This is a genomic window from Fusicatenibacter faecihominis, from assembly GCF_020686945.1.
In the GTDB taxonomy this organism is placed as follows: Bacteria; Bacillota; Clostridia; order Lachnospirales; family Lachnospiraceae; genus Limivivens; species Limivivens faecihominis.
The window spans coordinates 40,065-57,410 of record NZ_JAJEPR010000008.1 but is presented as its reverse complement, the minus strand read 5'-3'; the positions used below and the strand labels follow the sequence as shown (position 1 = coordinate 57,410).

Here is a 17,346-nt window from a genome sequence, read left to right as displayed (position 1 = left end):
TTTTCTTAAAAAAGCAGGCCTTGCATCGCTCTTAATGAAGTATTTTCTTCCATTATAAGTGTTATGCTGCGCTCTTTACAAGCCTTTTCAAGCTTTTCTCCAAAGTATGGAAAACTTTTTGTGATCTGACCGCCAAGGATCAATGCCTGCGGTTTAAAACTGTCCAGGAACGGCAAAATCCCTTCATACAGGATTTTACCAAATTCCCGGTATACCTTCAGGGCTCCTGGATTCTTTTCACTGCAAAGCTCTGAAAGTCTTTTTCCATCCATTTCTTCCCCCATGATCTCTCTGCTGAGTCTTTTCAGACCTCTTACTGAGAGATAATCATCCAGGATGGAATCCCGGAAAGCGGAATTATAAATCCAGCCGTTTTCCGGTACTGCCTCCGTTTTTTTCTTAAGAGCCTCACCATTTTCAAGAAAGGCGGAGCCGGCTCCTGTTCCGATGCAAAGACAGAGAACCTTTTCCTGCTGTTTCTTCATTCCGAAGCGGTAAACGCCTCTGGCAAAGGCTTCCACATCATGCCGGAAAAGGATTTTTACTCTCTCCAGTTTCCGGCTTCTTTTTCGCAATTCTTCCGGAATTCTCATTCCGTAGATCTGATCGTATTTGTTCAGTCCCCTCATCAGGCTGATGCCCTGTTCATAATCAAAAGGCCCAGGGAAAGCCATGCCGATTCCTTCCAGTTTTTCTTTTGGGAAGCCCCCGCCAAGATCAGAAATGATGTGGCAGAAATTTTCAAAGATCGTATCCGGATTTTCCCCGGCTTTCGCCTGAAAGTTTCTGATGCCACCCAGCAAAGCCCCGGAGACATCGAAAACGCCTCCCTTAATTTCTGTTCCGCCGACGTCCAGCATGATAAAGATCGACATGGTTTTTCACCTCTATTCTGTATATCCAGTCAAAATTCCTTCATTTTCTGCCTGGCAGCGGCGGAAGGTATCGTGAATCTCTTCTCCTTCTTCCACATCCAGGATATAACGGAACTCATAGAAACCGCCCAGATCAACTTTAAAGTTTGTTTCCCAGAAGTTGTTCATGGGCCAGGAGTAAACTTCTGACTGGTTCCGCTCTGTATCTTTTCCATTGCAAAGGTTGATTCTTTTTGCTTCCAATCCGCCCAGACTGATGAGAGGAGCATCCTTCGTGATGATGCTGACCGTTTTCTCTTTGGATGTCCATGCCACTCCGTTCTGAATGAGATAGAAATCCTGACAGGTTCCAGGCAGCTGATCGATACCAGGACGGATCACACAACCTGTCTTATCAATGTAAAACTCGCTGCCATCGCCTGCTGTGAACGGAAGACTTATGTAAAGATTTTCCGGCTCCCAGCGGCTGGTCTTATGGATTCTCACTGTTGCCTCAATCTTGGGCATATGTTTATAAACCTTGAGGAAGATATCATAAAGTCTTGTGCCTTTCAGCTCGTAGCTCAGTTCCAACGCACAATAAACAGCTCCGTTTTCCACAATCTTTCTGTTTTTCAACTGACTGAAAGAGCGAATCGTTCCTTTGCTCTTTCTGTTACGTCCCATGCGTCTTCTTACCTCACAGGCAGACACTCCGTCCATCGGTGTGATTTCATATACGCCAGAAAAAGCGGCTGTGCCTTTTTCTTTTATCAAATCAGATCCATCCTTTTTCCAGATGATCTTCTTGATGCCGTTCCCATCTGTCTCAATATGGAAATCATCCGTATCGATAACGTCCTCATCTAACCGGTTATTCGAATCTTGAAGGATATCTTCCACACCTTCAGCTCCAACATGTGCATAGTTCTGAATCGTAAAATACGGTTTCTCCTTTCTGGTGATCTCCGCAATAAATTTCTCATGAGGCTTCATGGAAACTTCAAGCTCCACCTGAAGAGCTCTTGCAATCTGCTTTAACTGGCTGGGAATAATTTCCCCGGTCTCCGTATTCCGAACTACTAAATCCATTCTGGAAGCATCAAAGGGTTTACCATCTATGTACTCCCAGAACTCAATGTAAATATAGGCATTGGTATGCAGCACCTCGTCATGCGGATTGATGATCACATAGCGCTGCGGTTTGTCCTGACGAATGCTGACTTCACCTTCCTGTGCCATAAGAATATCCAGATTTCTGGAAATATCCGTATTTGCATTGATGGCATATGCGTCTTTCTTAAGCTCCAGAGAACCTACCATACTGTCCCAGGGCTCAGAAACGCTGGAGGAATAGCCCCAGGTATGCTCTGCGTACATCATCAGTTCTTCTCTTGCCTTTTCTTTGAGTTCTGCGGAACCTCTTGTTCCCTCGGGATCCATTTTCTCACAGAGACTGTATTTTCTTTCGGCATCCAGATAGAGTTTTACCGGATGCGGGGTAGAACCGATACCATCTGCCCACCAGTCCGTGAAATCTCCTCTGTATACAGGAATATCTTTTGCCTGTTTTTCTACTTCCTGGAAAAACTGCTCCAGAGTCGCCATCTGGAAATGGATCTTTCCTTTATAATATTCATTCAGTTTATTGACACGGCGAGCGATCTCTTTGCTTGGCGGAGCATTGTCTGTGATGGCTCCGGATACCATGAAGGGAACCATGCTGTAAGGATATTTCTCATCCTCAAGATTATGCAGATACCGTTCAATTCTGGTATGAAGCGCTGCTTCCTCTGCCGCCTCTTCATCCTCCACATCATAGAAAAGTTTGCTGTTGATATGGTCATAAAGTTCGTCGCGAATCGTATAAGCACTGCCGCTATGAGGTGAAAAGAACATTTCATTTCCAAGATGATAATGATCCCCATTCCACATCAGGACACGGTTTCCGGAAGGACCTTCCCAGTAGTAAGGAAGCGTCTTATGATAGTTCGGGAACATTCCGTGGTGGGGATGCAGAGCGGTGTAGAAATAGCGAACTCCGTGATTATACAGAGCATCCGCGTAGCCCCAGGCAAGACCATTGATATCTGCGCTCATTCCCGCCACAATGGGATGACCTGTCTTCTTACCGTATGCCTGCATTTTATCCAGAGAATCGTTTAACACCGGAGCGCTTACCAGCTCTGTCATATTCAGATAGTTTCCGCTCAGACCAATTTCTCCGCTTCTTACATAAGCCTCAAATTTCTTTTTCAGCTCCTCATCTGCCATCTGGTAGAAATTTTCGATCTGCCAGTGGTTCTCACACTGCCATACAAAGCCATCGCAGCCAGTCGTTTTTCCACTGTGGATATCATCCAGAATCTCAATCGCCTGACGGATAAAATCATAATGATAACGCATGATTTTCTCCTGACGCTCTGTATAGCCGATATCCGTATGTGAATGGTGGATCAAATAAACATTCCACATTTTTTCCATGGTTTTCTCTCCTTCTCGTATGATTATTTTCCTGTGTAAGCAAAACCTGCTTCAAAGTTATCCTGTAAAACAAAGAACAAAACAATCGTCGGTATGGATGCCAGCAGACAAGCGGTAAACAGAGATGGAACATCTCCTATGCTCATCATGGAAATACTTGCCATAACCGGACGCACATTTGTAGATTTTGTAAATGTAAGACCAAACATCAGATCATTCCAACACCAGGTAAACTGGGATAAAAATACAATAGAAATCGGTGCTTTTGCCATAGGCGTCAAAATATGTACCAGTACCTGCCAGTTTGTCGCTCCATCCATCTTTGCCGATTCGCAGATTTCAGAAGAAATTCCCATCAGGAAGTTTCTCAGCACAAACATGGCAAAGGGAATACTGATGGCACAGTAAAACAGGATCATTCCGAACTTGGTATTATAAAGGCCAGTCTTATAATAGCCTCTATAGATTGGGATCAAATAAACCTGAAACGGAAAGATTGTTCCACTGTAAATAAACAGAAACCAGAACATCTTATGTTTGATTCTCAGATGAGTCAAACCATATGCAGCCAGCAGAGAAAAGAATACTGCCAGAACAGCTCCGCCTACCGCATATAACAAACTGGATCCCATATAGACAAATAGTTTATTTGCCACTACATTCTTAAAATTGTCTATGACTGCAAAACTATGCGGAAGCTGCCAGAAACTTCCCATATTGTATTCCTGCTTTGTTTTAAAAATATTCAATACCACAAAAATGATGGGTGCAAGCCATACAAGTCCAAGGATTGACAGAACTACATTGCATATCATCTGCTGACGTTTACTTATTTTTAGCATCGTATACTCAATCCTCCTTAAATGTTCCTTTGATATTGAAATAGGAAATGATCAAAATAACTATGGTCAGAATAATCGCGATCGCAGCACCGCTTCCCAACCGGTTATAGATAAATGACTCCTGATACATGGTAAGTGCCAGGGTCTCAGATGTCCGATAAGGACCACCCTTTGTCATAACCCAGATGGAATCAAATACCTTAAAGCTATTTACCAGGGACATCAACAGTACAACGATAATGGTCGGCCGCAGCAACGGTAAAATAACTTTGGTGTATAATGTAAGCCCGCCAGCGCCATCAATCATAGATGCCTCCACCGGTGTATAGTCCATGTTTCTTAAACCAGATATAAACAACAGCATATTTAAGCCGATTCCCTGCCAAATTCCTGTCATGATCATAATAAACGTATTGACATTGGGAATGGACAGCCAGTCTCTCATCAAAGACGGAGAAATCCATTTTCCAGCCAGATAGGGTAAACCATAGGTAGAAAGCAGCGTCGTCATGATCATTCCTCCTACCGTTGCTGATAAAGCTGTCGGGAAATAGAAAATATTCTTATAAAATTTAAGGAAGGAACTCCTTGTGATCAAAATTGCAAATAATAAGGGTAAGACAACCTGTGTTACCAGGGAACATACAACCCAGATAATCGTATTTCGTACAGAAATCAAAAAATTGGCATCACAGAAAAGATTTTTATAGTTATTCAAGCCAACAAAAATTTTTTCTGAAAAACCATCCCATTCAAAAAAGCTCAAATAAAAGGTATATAAAATAGATGATACAAAAAAGATCCCAACAAACGCTGCTGCTGGCAAGATGTATAAATAATCTGTTAAATAATTCTTTTTTCTTTTTTTAGTCATATTCATTCTCAGCGTCCTCTTTGTTAAACACATGGTCCGTACTCTGGCCAGTTCAGCTGTTTCAATACAGCAGGCCATGAAAACCCGTGGCCTGCTGTTTTTTTATTTATTTTGCAAAAACTTCATCTGCCTTTGTCTGAATAGTGCTTAATACTTCATCCACGCCAGCATCGCCCAGCTCAAATTTCATCAGCTCGTCCAGAGCAACGTCTCTTACATCTGACGGAGTATTCTCATAGTAGCGGAGCATCATGGAGTAGTTGTCAGAATCTGTTGTGTAAGCAACCATCTGGTTTACACACTCATTATCAACTGTTACCTGACTGCTGCATAAGAAACCGGTGATATCTGTGAAGACAGTCTGATTTTCTTTGGTGAACCAGCTCTTCAAAGCTTCGATAGCTGCGTCTTTGTCCTTGCTGGTGCTTGATACACAAAGCGGAGCAATTTCATAGAATACAATCTTCTTTGCGCCATCTACAGAAGGAAGTACGAAGGTTCCCAGATCTTCTTTGGAATCCAGTCCATAATCATTTACAATGGTAGTTGCCTCATAGTTCGGCTCAAGCTCCATAGCTACGCTGCCGGTTGCAACACTCTTAGCCATATCAACGTTGGTCATCGGTGCGGAGAAATATCCTTTGTCCAGCATATCTTTCCACTGATTCATAACTTCTACTACCTTCTCATCGGTATAAGCGATAGAACCATCGCAAACGCCTTCATAGAGAGCCGGATCATAAGCGGCCAGCATAGCCTGGAACCAGATGAAGCCTGCCCAGGAATCGCTCTTTAATGCGATAGGGGTAACACCGTTATCAAGAAGAGTCTGGCATACGGTCAGGAACTCATCAAAGGTCTGGGGTTCTTCAAGACCATACTGATTGAAAATATCTTTGTTATAAATAATGGTGTTGTAAATGATACTGTAAGGAACACCATAAATCTTTCCATCAAAGGTCAAAGAATCGGCTACATCTGCGGATACGCCATTGGGAATTACATACTCATCCCAGAAATCAGTCATATCTTCTACAAGGCCTTCTTTTACCAGAGTCTCCAGCTGAGAGCCGCTCCACCAGGTAAATAATCCCGGAGCATCCTCGGTGCGGATGGACTGCTGCATTGCGGTCTGATAAGAAGCCGTGTCCGGATATGCAATAAGTTCTACATCGATTCCACTTAAGTCTTTGATACTCTCCTGCATCTGATCCAGTTTGCTCTGATCAGTATTAGCCATTTTATCGTTCCAGAACTCTGTCTTCCCTGTAGTTTCTGCTGCTGCAATGTTCATTCCAGGGATTGTACTGCCTAACATAGCAGTGCAAAGTGCTAAGCTTACAAGTTTTTTCATGCTTTTCATTACGAAATCCTCCTCCAATGAAATAAAATTGTGATGTTTCTTTCTAATCTCTATCCTCACACCACGAAGTTAATTGTTGTAACTTTATAATATACTAATGACAGGATTTTTCAAGAGGATTGGGCAAAATAATTGATTTTCATGATTTTCAATAAAACATTTTGTGTGATTTGCCCTATATCTTCCCTATAATTCCGGGGGAGATATGTGCTGAAAATAATATAGAAAAAACCGGATCCCCTCCACTCAGAGAGAACCCGGCCTGGTTTTCTTATATCTTACCTTTGTCACATCATCTTATTTCTTCCCCAATTTTCCTCAGCAGAACGCCGCTGGTATCGCCGCTATGGCACCAGTAAAAGATTCCTCCGATTCCTTCCTCTTTCACATATCTGCACTTGCAGGCCAGAGAGCGCTCATCGTCGTAACTGATAAAGGTGGAACCGTTAAACAGGAAGGGCGCTTTCGCTTCGTCATCCCAGTAAGAGACATAACCATTTTTATCGATGTATTTTTCTGCAAGTTCGTCATAATTCGGACCATAGCCGCCGCCTTTTTCTGTATACTGCAGAAAACCGTGATAACGGTCTTTGACATTCTCCCATTTTCTGGAGTAGAAAGCAGCTCCCATCAGCAGCATCTCTTTCGGAAAACCAGCCTGATGGAACAGTCTCAGCGCCTGATCGCAGCTATTGCGGAAAATATCTCCGGTGGAAGAATAGAGTGCCGTATGATGACCGGACAACGCATGAAAACCGCATTTCAGGTCATAGGTCATCAGGCATACATAATCAAGTATTTTTGCAAGCTTGTCCACCTCAATGCTTTCAATATAATAGAGATCAGCGCCTGCAGCAATCGAAACGATTCCGCCGCCTGCTGCGTCCATTCCTTTTCTGGCAGCTTCACACAGCAGTGTAAAATTCTCACGGTCTGCCGGTGAACAATTCATTCCGTTGGAAGGCACGCAGGGGTATTCCCAGTCAAAATCCACGCCATCAAAGCCGCTCTCTGCCACCAGTTTGCGGCAGGCTTCCGTCAGATTCCCACGAAGCTCTTCCGATGCGCTCACTACAGTGAAGGCATCGGGCTCTTCCGGTATAATGGATAAAACGATCTTTATATCCGGATTCCATTCTCTGACCTGTTTCATCTGCTTCAAAAACGGATGATAGTCAAAAACCAGTTCTCCATTCATCGTCAGATGGCCGAAAGCTACGTTGATGTGTGTCAAAATCTTTGCTTCTTCTTCCTTTACAATTGAATCTTCAATTACATAACCTAAAACTTTCTGCATCATTCTAACTCCTCCATTCAAATCTGTCATTACTTTCATCATGATCTTTTCTTCTTTATGCTATCTCATTATATGGTATGCTTCTCCCTGAGTAATCACCTGCACGCTTACTTCCGGACCTTCTTCGCCTCCAAAGGTACAGCCAAAGCTGAAACTGTCTTTCCCTTTTACCAGCGGACAGCTTCCTGTATATTCCACTTTTTCCTGCCGGTTGAAATTCCGGTCCGTCACCCAGGCTTCTTCGCCGTCAAACAGCAGATACTGGCCTCCTTTTACGGTCGCATCAAATTTTATGAGGCCTTTCTTTGTGTAAAACTGTACCTTTTCGATAAAGCCATAGCCTTCCACTCTCATCTGGAATTTCAGAGGCTGTTCCTCAAAACAGTTTTCAAAGTACCAGTCGGCTCCCCCTGGCTGTCCCGGCTGCATCTCCAGAAGATCGCAGACAAAGGGCTGGCTGACCGCCATGGGATAAAGTTCAAAATGATGATCGTCCACCTTCTTCAGATGCCATTCTGTCTCTGGTTTCCGAAGTTCTTCTTTCAGCTCGTCAGGAAAACGGTTCTCAAACCGGAGCCGTTCCCAGTTTTTGATAGCTTCCAGAAGTATATCAATATTTCCAAGGGAATCCAATACATTTTCAGAAATGGACATGGAAAAACCGGCGTCAAAGCCTGCCGCTTCCGACAGGGCCCATTCGATATCCATCAATGTGCTTGCCTCAAACCGGCGGTTCGCCTTTCGGATCAGAAACCAGCCCAGCATTTTCGGGAACAGATTTTTTTCAAAAAACTTCTGATTTTTGATCCTGCCTTCCACCTGACCTGTCCGCATGCTTTTTCCCCAGGGTTCGCCCCAGTTCATGCGCGTATTCATATGCCAGAGGAAGTGATGCAGCCTCGACGCATCGTTCAGGACCAGATGATCAAACTGTTCATAACAGCGCATGGCAAAACGGTTTACGGCATATTCACCCTCTCCCGTCCATTCGCAGCCTTCCTGACCATCAAAAGAAATCTGATTCAGACCTGTTTTATTGAAGAGTTCTGCGATCCGGTCTGAAAACTCGTCCTGAAGATCGATATCCGGAAACAGCGTCTGATAAGGATAATCTGTCAGTTTATATACTTCTGCCCCCTTTGGATGCCCTGCCGCCGTCGTACCAAAAGCTCCTCTGGTGCAGCCTGTCAAAAGTATGCCTTTCTCCTGATCTGGTTTACATTCCTGATACTGAAGCAGTTCATCCCCAATCCGGAAGCTGTTCAGCGTGGCTGCATAGGCAAAGCCTTTTAATTCATCGATCCGGAGCTCTGTTTCTTCTGCACTGATCTCTTCCAGAAGTTTCACCGGCACCATGGCTTTCAATCGTTTGTCCGGAATCGGAGTCACATAAGAATCATTGGTCCTGGTGAAATTTGTCAGCGTGTGGAGTCCTGTTTTCACTCCCTGCGCTTCTGCTTTTTCCACACACTCCTTCAAAGACGTATCTCCCTGAGGAAACCGGTCCTTCCGGAGTTCAAAATGCCCCCAGGTATCAAAGGGTTCCGGATGATAGAGATAAGAAAAGCCTCCTTTTTTTGCATAAGCGAGCATTTTATCGATATTATCCACGCCAAACTCGCTGATCATGTAGGAGCAGACCGCTTTTCTGGAGGTCTTCAGCCATTCACCATCAAGCATCGGATGCGGAAGCCCCTCGCCCATTTCTATTTCTCCGATCACCGCAAGAGCCGCTTCCTTTTCACAGGCAAAAAGAGCAAAGCTGCAGCCTTTGATATCCGCATCGTCTCTTTCAAGCTTCGGAGCCGGAATACAGTTTTCCGCATAGCATACGGTCTTTATTCTGTCCCGGCGCCTGTTCTCACAATATAACTGCAGAACGCTTCCAAAAGGCATATCGTAAGCTGCTGCCATGGAAAAATCCAAGGCAGAAACGGTCAGTTCCGACGTCGGTGTTTCTTTTCTGTAAATCACCTGATCTTTCAGTTCATAAGGAAAACCTGCAAGAGTTTTCACATTCAAAGCCTGGATTCCTATCGCTACCATTCCCCCCTGAACGACACCGATAACATCTCCGACCACTTCATTCAGACTTGTCACGATAGGTCCTATTTCCAGAAAATCAAAAGAATCCGGGCACTCCAGAACGGTAAAAACCGTATATGTTTCTTTTTCTGTCACCTGCATGACCAGAGGTTCTTCCGTTTTTTCCCAGTGATAAAGAATCCGCTCCTTTTCCCGGTCCACCAGACGAATCCCGACTTCCTTTCCATCCCGGAAAGCCCGTATCAGCCAGGAAAACTGTCCTTTCGGAAAAATTGATCCGTCTCTGAAAGACAGCTCTTCAATCTGTCCGTTTCCTAAAAGTTTCAGTTCGCCTTCTCCAATTCTTATCTTCATCTTTTTCCACCTTTTATTCAGTCAGATTCCGGATTTTAGAAATTTCTTTCCTTTTAAAAAGACGGCGTGACAGAATCCACGCCGTCTTTTATTTTTTTATTATTCGGCTTTCACTGCACCTTTATATTCAAGATACTGATCCAGACCTAATTTGTCAAGCTGCTCCAGATAGCCATCCCAGTCTGCATTGATATCAGACTGACCTGCAACCCATTTTGCCTGGCACTGGGTAATGTAATCCTTGATGGAAGCTTCCAGCTCTGCGATCTCTTCCGAATGCTCCAGATCCGGCCACTGATCCGGTACACATTTTTCAGTCATATACGGCTCATACACAGAATCTCTGTACTCTGTCTCATTATAAACAGGTTCTAATTCTTCTTTGATCTTAAAGCCTTCCGGAATGTATTTCGGCAGTGACTGCGCCCACAGGTTACCCCAGTCATTTCTTTCCTGCACTTCCTGAGATTCTTTCGTTATATCGATCCTGGTATAGGAACCGTCTTCCTGTTTGAACAGTACTTCGTCCAGCACACCATGCTGGGACATCACGGAGTTGTCCAGCTCAAAGAAGTTGTCCCACCAGCGGCAGATCACTTCCGGATGCTCTGCATTATCCGTGATAAGCTTCCGTTTCTCTCTGCTCGTGGAAACAGCCTTTACTTTTCCGGAATGGCTATAGTAGCGCAGGATATCTCCCATAAGAAAGCACTGTTCATTTTTCTCATGGCAGCCGCCTCATGCGCCTTGGAAGCATAGCTGTTTTTGCGAAAATCCAGGTTTGTGACCATCGTATCACAGGGGTTTGAAATGGTTGCAGAATGCCCCCAGGTATGTTCTGAATACAGAAGGGAGTTGTCTCCGTAGGCCTGAACCAGTTCTTCATTGTGAACACCGGTATTTTCCTCCAGACGGTCGCAGATCCGTGACAGGCGGAGAGCCTCTTTAAAATGTTTCACCGCATAAGGAGTACTTCCCACGCCGTTGCCCCACCAGTCGTTCATGGTTCCCTGGTAAACCGGTGCATCTTTCACTTTTTCACGGATCAGGTCATAAAGCTCCTGCAGCGTAACCATATGCAGGGTAACGTCCGTTCCATAACGGCTGTTGAACTGTTTCACCGTATCCGCGATTGCCGGATTGATCGGTGCATTGTCGGAAAAGACGCCGGAAACCATTTCTCTGGCTGCTCAGGATTTTGAATCTCCTCTGTCCAATGCCATTCTCTATGTGCAGAATCATCTCTCCGAACAGATCACCGTCTCGGAGATGGCTCAGGCCGCCGGTTATCATGTCAGCCATTTCACCCAGCTTTTCCAGAAGCAGATGGGCATTTCCCCCGGGCAGTTCATTCAGAAGAAAAAATCCGATACGGCTGCCCAGCTTCTCACATCCACGGATCTGCCGGTCTCTGAAATCGCAGACTCTCTGGGGTTCAACAATCCCTTTTATTTTTCCAGCTTTTTCAAAAAGCAGACCGGAATGACGCCGTCAGCTTATCGAACGATCTATCTCCGCACTTATCTGCAGTAAAAAACCTCCTGTGTCAAAACATAACACAGGAGGTTTTTTCATACATGCAGTATTCTTTTGTAAATATATAATTTTCTACGATTTTCTGCCTGCGGCAGGGTTTTAAAGCCTGCTCTTCTCCAGGCGGCTCACACAGTCCTCAGTATTCCTGATTCTCCATATACTTCATATAATTCACTACCATCAGAGCAATCTTGAAAGTCAGGGCGTCATCAAATTTGCGGATATCGAGACCGGTGCTCTTCTGAAGCTTCTCCAGACGGTACACCAGAGTGTTTCGGTGCACATAGAGCTGTCTGGATGTCTCGGAAACGTTCAAATTATTCTCAAAGAACTTGTTGATCGTAGTCAGTGTCTCTTCATCCAGAGAGTCCGGAATGTTGTCGCCGAAAACCTCATGCATGAACATCTCACAGAGAGAAATGGGCAGCTGATAGATCAGACGGCCGATTCCAAGAGTATTATATGCAATGATCCGTTTCTCTGCGTAAAAAATCTTGCCTACATCCAGAGCCATTTTGGCTTCTTTATAAGATTTGGAGACCTGTTTGATCTCGCTTACAATGGTACCATAGGAGATCCGTACCGTGGCCATGGCCTCGGAGTTCAGCATATCCTTCATCATATTGGCAACCTGCTCCACTTCCTCGTAATCCTCGTCCTCACGAAGTTCATGGATCAGAATGATGCTCCGCTCATCCACTGCTGTAATAAAATCCCTGGTGCGGGTGGCAAACAGTGTTTTCAAAAGCTCTCTGGCATTCAGATCTTTCTCTTGTTTGGTCTCGATCATGTAAACAACCCGGCGTGCTTCCACCTCAATGTGAAGCTTTTTCGCCCGGTTGTAAATATCCACCAGAAGAAGATTGTCCAGAAGCAGATTCTGAATAAAGTTATTTTTGTCAAAACGTTCTTTGTATGCAACGATCAGATTCTGAATCTCACTGACTGCTACTTTTCCGATCATATAGGCATCTTCGCTGGAACCTCTTGCCACAAGTATGTATTCCACAACCTGATCATCAAAAATCTTGAAAAAATGATAGCCCTGGATCACCTGGCTGTCTGCTGCTGAATCATTAAAGAGACGAACCATATCCGTAGAAATATCATCTCCGTTAAAGGTAGAAACCACGGTTCTTCCTTCCGGATCAAACACACACAGATCAATTCTGGTTATGGAGCGAAGTTCATCAATCGCATTCTGTAGTACCTGGCTGGAAATCATTGTCCCACTTCCTCTCTTTCATTCACGAAAAATAACTACTTACAGTATACTAAAACCCTCCGGGCGGTGCAAGTGAAAATTTTGTCAGCTTCTTCCCACTTTTTTTGCCCGCTTCACCCGATACATGTTTTCATCCGCACTTTTCGATTAATTCCTTCCTCCCGGCTGTCATATTCCACCACACCATAGCTGAAGCTCATGGTAAAATCCTCTTTTGAAGCTTCCTTCAGACTTTTCTGTATTTTTTCCAATTTCCCACAGAAAGGTCTTTGGAATATTCCAGCATCTCCTCAACAGTCCGTTCCAATACCTGAAGTCCCCGTCCCAGTTTCTGGTATGGTTCGTCCAGCTTTGTGATATCCAGCGTCTGAATCTCCTTGTCATAAAGGATACTCCGCAGATACTCAAATAAAAGTTCACAGTTCTTATCTTCCATAAGCTGCACCTTTATTCCTTTATTTCTGCCCGGAAACCGGCATCCTGAAAGACCTGAATCTGTGTTTCCTTTCCAAACTGGCGGATCAGCTGTTCCCGGATGGAATACTCCAGCAGTCGGTATATTGTCACCGGAATGTCCTTTCCCAGGTTTCCTCTGGAACCGTCCGCATAATTCATAAAATCCGCCAGCTCCAGCTCCTTTTTATTCTCCAGAAAAACATTATCCCGCATCTCTTTCATACCGCCTCAACTCTATAACTCTTTCGTAAATTCAACTTTTAAAGTCAATTTTTGGCTAACGAAATAATATATCTACTATTATTAAAACACACTTTGTAATCTCTTGCAAGGAAAAGAATCATACTTACAGGTTTATGTTCATAAAAAAGAGCCGCAAGCGGCTCTTTTTTACCCGAATCCATGCGCAGGCTTCCTTCCGTCGGAGTTTTTTATCTGATAGAAAATCCGGAGAAATTTCCTGGAGGTCGTCTTTTTTATTCAAATTGTGCCCGGTATAGGGATGCATAAAATCCATTTTTTTCCATCAGGGTTTTATGAGTCCCCTGTTCAACAATCCTGCCTTCATTCACCACCAAAATCAAATTCGCATTGCGGATAGTGGAAAGTCTGTGGGCAATAACAAAGCAGGTCTTATCACGCATCAGGGTGCGCATGGCTTCTTGGATCAGCATTTCTGTCTGAAGATCCACATTGGAGGTTGCCTCATCCAGAATCAGCAGATGAGCCGGCTGCAGCATGGCACGGGCAATGGTCATCAGCTGTTTCTGTCCCTTGGAGATGTTGACACCATCCTCTGTGATGACGGTATCATAGCCATGGGGCAGACGCATGATCATTCCGTGAATGTGCGCCGCCTTTGCCGCGGCAATCACTGCCTCTCTGGTGGCATCGGGATTACCATAGGCAATATTGTCATGTATGGTTCCATTGAAGAGCCAGGTATCCTGAAGCACCATGGAGAAAGAGCCTCTCAGGCTTTTTCGTGTCACCTGATAGATGGATTGGCCATCAATCAGGATCTCCCCACTTTGAGGATCATAAAACCGCATGAGAAGATTTACAATGGTCGTCTTTCCCGCACCGGTAGGTCCCACAATGGCGATCATATTTCCCGGTTCTGCCGTCAGATTGATGTTCTTTAGAATCATTTTCTCAGAATCATAGCCGAAATCCACATGTTTTAAGTCTACCTCTCCCTTTTCTACCTGAAGAGGAAATGCTCCCTGTACATCCGCCGTCTCCTCCTCTTCATTTAACAGCTCAAATACCCGCTCAGCTGCCGCAAGAGCAGACTGTAACTCACTGAAAATATTGGCCGCCTCATTGATGGGGCCGGAAAATTTCCGGGAATAGAGTACGAAGGAGGAGATATTGCCAAGGGTAATTGCTCCATTTAAATACATCAATGCCCCAAAAATACTGATCAGCGTCAGGGAAAGATTGTTAATAAAGTTCACAGAGGGGCCGGTACTGCTGGCATAGTACTCTGCCTTGTAATAGCTATTCACTGCATCCTCGTTTTTCTCATCAAAACGTGTCAGCGCATCCTCCTCCCGATGGTAAGCGCGAATCGTCTTTTGTCCGGAAATATACTCTTCCGCAAAACCGTTCAGTGCTCCCAGGCACTTGGAACGATTGTGATACAGGGGGCGTACCCGGCTGGTCATAAAACGAGTAAACAGCACCGACAGCGGAACCGTAACTACAAAAACCAGCACCAGAAGAGGAGAGATCTTGATCATCATGACCAAAGCTCCCACTATAGTAATAATACTCGTCAAAATCTGCACCAGGTCATTGGAAAGAGAGGTATTCACCGTGTCAATATCATAACTGATTCGGCTTAAAAGCTCTCCTATCTGGTGGGTATCAAAGTACTTCACAGGCAAGCGCATCAGTTTGTAAAAAAGATCCCCACGCATCAACCGTACCGTACGCTGGCTGATCCGCAGCACGATCTGTGGTACCAGGTATACCAATGCGGCAGATGCCACATAAAAAACAATCATCTGCAGGGCATAATAATAAACTGTCTGAAAATCTACCTGCCCTTTTCCCCCTGAGGCTGCATCGATGGCGCGCCCGCACAAGGCAGGTCCTATCAGTTGGAACACATTTCCCACAATGCTTAAGACAAGTGCAAGAATCAGCAGCGGTGCACTGTGAAGCATATATTGGCCTAACATAGACAGGGTTCGGGAAGTATTCCGGGGCTTTTGTAGACTTCCATTTCGAGGTTGTAACGCTCCTGCCATTATTCCTCACCTCCTGTCTGGATTTTCGCAATCTGTTGATACAGGGAACAGGTTTCCATCAATTCTTCATGGAAGCCCAGTCCTGCCACTCTGCCCTCATCCAGCACTAAAATCTGATCTGCATTTCGCACAGAACTTACCCTCTGTGCTACCAGAATCACTGTAATATCCGGGTACTCCCTTCGGATGGCATTTCTCAAGGCCGCATCCGTCTGATAATCCAACGCACTGGAGGAATCATCCAAAATCAGGATATTCGGCTTTCCAGCCAGAGCTCTTGCAATCAATAACCGCTGCTTTTGTCCGCCGGATAAATTTGCTGCCTTTGCATGAACTGGATGACGATATCCCTCCTCCGTATCCAGAATAAAGGGCTCTGCCTGGGCGCAGCGTGCAGCACGCAGAATGTCTTCCTCAGGAAGTCCCCGCCCAATATCAATGTTATCATAAATCGTCCCGATGAAAAAGGAATCGGATTGAAACGCCACTCCAAACAGGGAGTGAAGCTTCTCCTCCTCCATGGCGTTAATATTTTTTCCTTCTATATAAATAGCCCCAGAATCCACCGGATAAAACCTCTGCAAAAGCTGGATCAGTGTGGTTTTGCCGCTGCCGGTAGCTCCGATAACTCCCAATACCTGACCCTTCTTCAGATGAAAAGAAATATGTTCCAACGTATAGCCATTGGCAGGCTGTGCATAGGAAAAACATACATCATCAAATACCACGCCTTCTTTTATAGGAGATTCTATCGATGCTCCTGCCGGCCTTTCCTCCGGCAAATTCATCACCTCAGCAATACGGTTTGCCGAAGCTGTGGCCTGGGAAAGCATGACAAACATTTTGTTCACTGACATCATGGCATTCAGGATGATGGTAAAGTAAGTAAGAAAAGCAATGATGCTTCCCGGTTTTGTCACTCCCTGGTTAACCCAGTAAGCACCACAGACCACCACCGCAGTTAAGCCTAAATTTAATACCAGCTGCATCATAGGATCTGTAGCTGCCATAACCGTATCTGCATGGATCTGACTGTTTGAGAGACGTTCACTGTCCTTTTGGAATCTGGCGCACTCATAATCCCCCTTAGACAACGCACGGATGACACGAATACCTGTGACACTATCCCGCACGGTCCGTATCATGCCATCCACATTTTGCTGTACACTCGCATACAACGTAATTCCTTTTCCGGAAATCAAAATGACTCCTGCGGCCAGGAAAGGAATGGTAGCAAGCAATACCAGGCTTAGCCGTATATCCAGAAACATGGTCACAAAGATTCCTCCCACAAGCAAAATCGGCGCCCGCACCCCCAAACGCTGGATGCGCCCTAGCGTCTGATTCACATGATAGGTGTCTGTGGTCAGTCGGGAGATCAGACTGGGAATGGTCACTTCGTCCAACTGCCTTGCAGAAAGATGTTCGATCTTTTCATATAAATCATGACGGATCCGCCGTGTGGCATCCCTGGATACCGCAGAAGCTCTCCGGTTGGCAATTACATTTCCCAGAAGGGCAATCACCGCGCAGGCAGCCATAGCGATTCCCCATAAAAAGATAGCTCCCCGGTCTCCTGTGGGAACCACTTCATCAATCATGTGTGCCAAAATCCACGGAATCGCCAGATCCATCACCGTTCCCGCCAATTTAATGAGAAACCCGATCAGCATCCGCAGATATAAGGGTTTTATATATTCTAAAATTTTCTTCAATTCAATCCTCCCGGATGCATCTCTGTAAAGCTACTTTATCCT

At 44.9% G+C, this 17,346-nt stretch carries 15 protein-coding genes; 1 reads left to right on the top strand and 14 read right to left on the bottom strand.

Annotated features, from left to right (window positions below; translation table 11 throughout):
* Nucleotides 1–5: 5 nt before the first annotated feature.
* From LKD71_RS06695 to LKD71_RS06655, 9 genes are all read right to left on the bottom strand, one after another.
* On the bottom strand, nucleotides 6–875 hold the full coding sequence (locus LKD71_RS06695; protein ID WP_227614831.1) for an ROK family protein: 870 nt from the start codon (nucleotides 873–875) through the stop codon (nucleotides 6–8).
* A 12-nt stretch (nucleotides 876–887) separates the two neighbouring features.
* Complete coding sequence (locus LKD71_RS06690; RefSeq protein ID WP_227614830.1) at nucleotides 888–3,338, bottom strand: glycoside hydrolase family 38 N-terminal domain-containing protein; 2,451 nt, start codon at nucleotides 3,336–3,338, stop codon at nucleotides 888–890.
* 23 nt (nucleotides 3,339–3,361) lie between these two features.
* Nucleotides 3,362–4,180: a carbohydrate ABC transporter permease gene (locus tag LKD71_RS06685; protein ID WP_227614829.1), complete on the bottom strand. Its 819-nt coding sequence runs from the start codon at nucleotides 4,178–4,180 to the stop codon at nucleotides 3,362–3,364.
* A 7-nt stretch (nucleotides 4,181–4,187) separates the two neighbouring features.
* On the bottom strand, nucleotides 4,188–5,060 hold the full coding sequence (locus tag LKD71_RS06680) for a carbohydrate ABC transporter permease (RefSeq protein ID WP_227614828.1): 873 nt from the start codon (nucleotides 5,058–5,060) through the stop codon (nucleotides 4,188–4,190).
* Between the two features lie 100 nt (nucleotides 5,061–5,160).
* Complete coding sequence (locus tag LKD71_RS06675; RefSeq protein ID WP_227614827.1) at nucleotides 5,161–6,417, bottom strand: ABC transporter substrate-binding protein; 1,257 nt, start codon at nucleotides 6,415–6,417, stop codon at nucleotides 5,161–5,163.
* A 292-nt stretch (nucleotides 6,418–6,709) separates the two neighbouring features.
* Nucleotides 6,710–7,717, bottom strand: coding sequence for a glycoside hydrolase family 18 protein (locus LKD71_RS06670; protein ID WP_227614826.1), 1,008 nt, complete (start codon nucleotides 7,715–7,717; stop codon nucleotides 6,710–6,712).
* Between the two features lie 57 nt (nucleotides 7,718–7,774).
* Nucleotides 7,775–10,114 carry a hypothetical protein gene (locus LKD71_RS06665; RefSeq protein ID WP_227614825.1) on the bottom strand — a complete coding sequence of 780 codons (2,340 nt, stop codon included), beginning with the start codon at nucleotides 10,112–10,114 and terminating at the stop codon, nucleotides 7,775–7,777.
* Between the two features lie 99 nt (nucleotides 10,115–10,213).
* The gene (locus tag LKD71_RS06660; protein ID WP_227614824.1) at nucleotides 10,214–10,816 is read right to left on the bottom strand and encodes a type 2 periplasmic-binding domain-containing protein; all 603 of its coding nucleotides are present in this window, start codon (nucleotides 10,814–10,816) and stop codon (nucleotides 10,214–10,216) included.
* On the bottom strand, nucleotides 10,774–11,292 hold the full coding sequence (locus LKD71_RS06655; protein WP_227614823.1) for a hypothetical protein: 519 nt from the start codon (nucleotides 11,290–11,292) through the stop codon (nucleotides 10,774–10,776). Before LKD71_RS06655 ends, LKD71_RS06660 begins: the two co-directional genes overlap by 43 nt.
* On the opposite strand from LKD71_RS06655, the gene LKD71_RS06650 reads away from it, so the two are divergent.
* Nucleotides 11,267–11,647: a helix-turn-helix domain-containing protein gene (locus LKD71_RS06650; protein WP_227614822.1), complete on the top strand. Its 381-nt coding sequence runs from the start codon at nucleotides 11,267–11,269 to the stop codon at nucleotides 11,645–11,647. The genes LKD71_RS06655 and LKD71_RS06650 overlap by 26 nt on opposite strands.
* Nucleotides 11,648–11,786: 139 nt before the next feature.
* Here the strand turns inward: LKD71_RS06650 and LKD71_RS06645 are convergent, their stop codons facing one another.
* The 5 genes from LKD71_RS06645 to LKD71_RS06625 all read right to left on the bottom strand — a co-directional run bounded on the left by LKD71_RS06645 (nucleotide 11,787) and on the right by LKD71_RS06625 (nucleotide 17,304).
* Nucleotides 11,787–12,875, bottom strand: coding sequence for a PucR family transcriptional regulator (locus LKD71_RS06645; protein WP_227614821.1), 1,089 nt, complete (start codon nucleotides 12,873–12,875; stop codon nucleotides 11,787–11,789).
* Between the two features lie 226 nt (nucleotides 12,876–13,101).
* Nucleotides 13,102–13,311 (bottom strand): hypothetical protein, encoded by a 210-nt coding sequence (locus LKD71_RS06640; RefSeq protein WP_227614820.1) that lies wholly within the window; start codon nucleotides 13,309–13,311, stop codon nucleotides 13,102–13,104.
* 11 nt (nucleotides 13,312–13,322) lie between these two features.
* Nucleotides 13,323–13,544 carry a hypothetical protein gene (locus LKD71_RS06635; RefSeq protein WP_227614819.1) on the bottom strand — a complete coding sequence of 74 codons (222 nt, stop codon included), beginning with the start codon at nucleotides 13,542–13,544 and terminating at the stop codon, nucleotides 13,323–13,325.
* A 263-nt stretch (nucleotides 13,545–13,807) separates the two neighbouring features.
* On the bottom strand, nucleotides 13,808–15,589 hold the full coding sequence (locus LKD71_RS06630) for an ABC transporter ATP-binding protein (RefSeq protein WP_227614818.1): 1,782 nt from the start codon (nucleotides 15,587–15,589) through the stop codon (nucleotides 13,808–13,810).
* Entirely contained in the window at nucleotides 15,589–17,304 is a 1,716-nt protein-coding gene (locus tag LKD71_RS06625; protein WP_227614817.1) for an ABC transporter ATP-binding protein, read from the bottom strand. The genes LKD71_RS06630 and LKD71_RS06625 overlap by 1 nt, the downstream gene beginning before the upstream one ends.
* Nucleotides 17,305–17,346: the final 42 nt, after the last annotated feature.

Bases quoted from the DNA above. Each gene is read 5' to 3' on its own strand.
- LKD71_RS06695 (WP_227614831.1), bottom strand. From the start codon at position 875: ATGTCGATCTTTATCATGCTGGACGTCGGCGGAACAGAAATTAAGGGA.
- LKD71_RS06690 (WP_227614830.1), bottom strand. From the start codon at position 3,338: ATGGAAAAAATGTGGAATGTTTATTTGATCCACCATTCACATACGGAT.
- LKD71_RS06685 (WP_227614829.1), bottom strand. From the start codon at position 4,180: ATGCTAAAAATAAGTAAACGTCAGCAGATGATATGCAATGTAGTTCTG.
- LKD71_RS06680 (WP_227614828.1), bottom strand. From the start codon at position 5,060: ATGAATATGACTAAAAAAAGAAAAAAGAATTATTTAACAGATTATTTA.
- LKD71_RS06675 (WP_227614827.1), bottom strand. From the start codon at position 6,417: ATGAAAAGCATGAAAAAACTTGTAAGCTTAGCACTTTGCACTGCTATG.
- LKD71_RS06670 (WP_227614826.1), bottom strand. From the start codon at position 7,717: ATGATGCAGAAAGTTTTAGGTTATGTAATTGAAGATTCAATTGTAAAG.
- LKD71_RS06665 (WP_227614825.1), bottom strand. From the start codon at position 10,114: ATGAAGATAAGAATTGGAGAAGGCGAACTGAAACTTTTAGGAAACGGA.
- LKD71_RS06660 (WP_227614824.1), bottom strand. From the start codon at position 10,816: ATGGGAGATATCCTGCGCTACTATAGCCATTCCGGAAAAGTAAAGGCT.
- LKD71_RS06655 (WP_227614823.1), bottom strand. From the start codon at position 11,292: ATGGTTTCCGGCGTCTTTTCCGACAATGCACCGATCAATCCGGCAATC.
- LKD71_RS06645 (WP_227614821.1), bottom strand. From the start codon at position 12,875: ATGATTTCCAGCCAGGTACTACAGAATGCGATTGATGAACTTCGCTCC.
- LKD71_RS06640 (WP_227614820.1), bottom strand. From the start codon at position 13,311: ATGGAAGATAAGAACTGTGAACTTTTATTTGAGTATCTGCGGAGTATC.
- LKD71_RS06635 (WP_227614819.1), bottom strand. From the start codon at position 13,544: ATGCGGGATAATGTTTTTCTGGAGAATAAAAAGGAGCTGGAGCTGGCG.
- LKD71_RS06630 (WP_227614818.1), bottom strand. From the start codon at position 15,589: ATGGCAGGAGCGTTACAACCTCGAAATGGAAGTCTACAAAAGCCCCGG.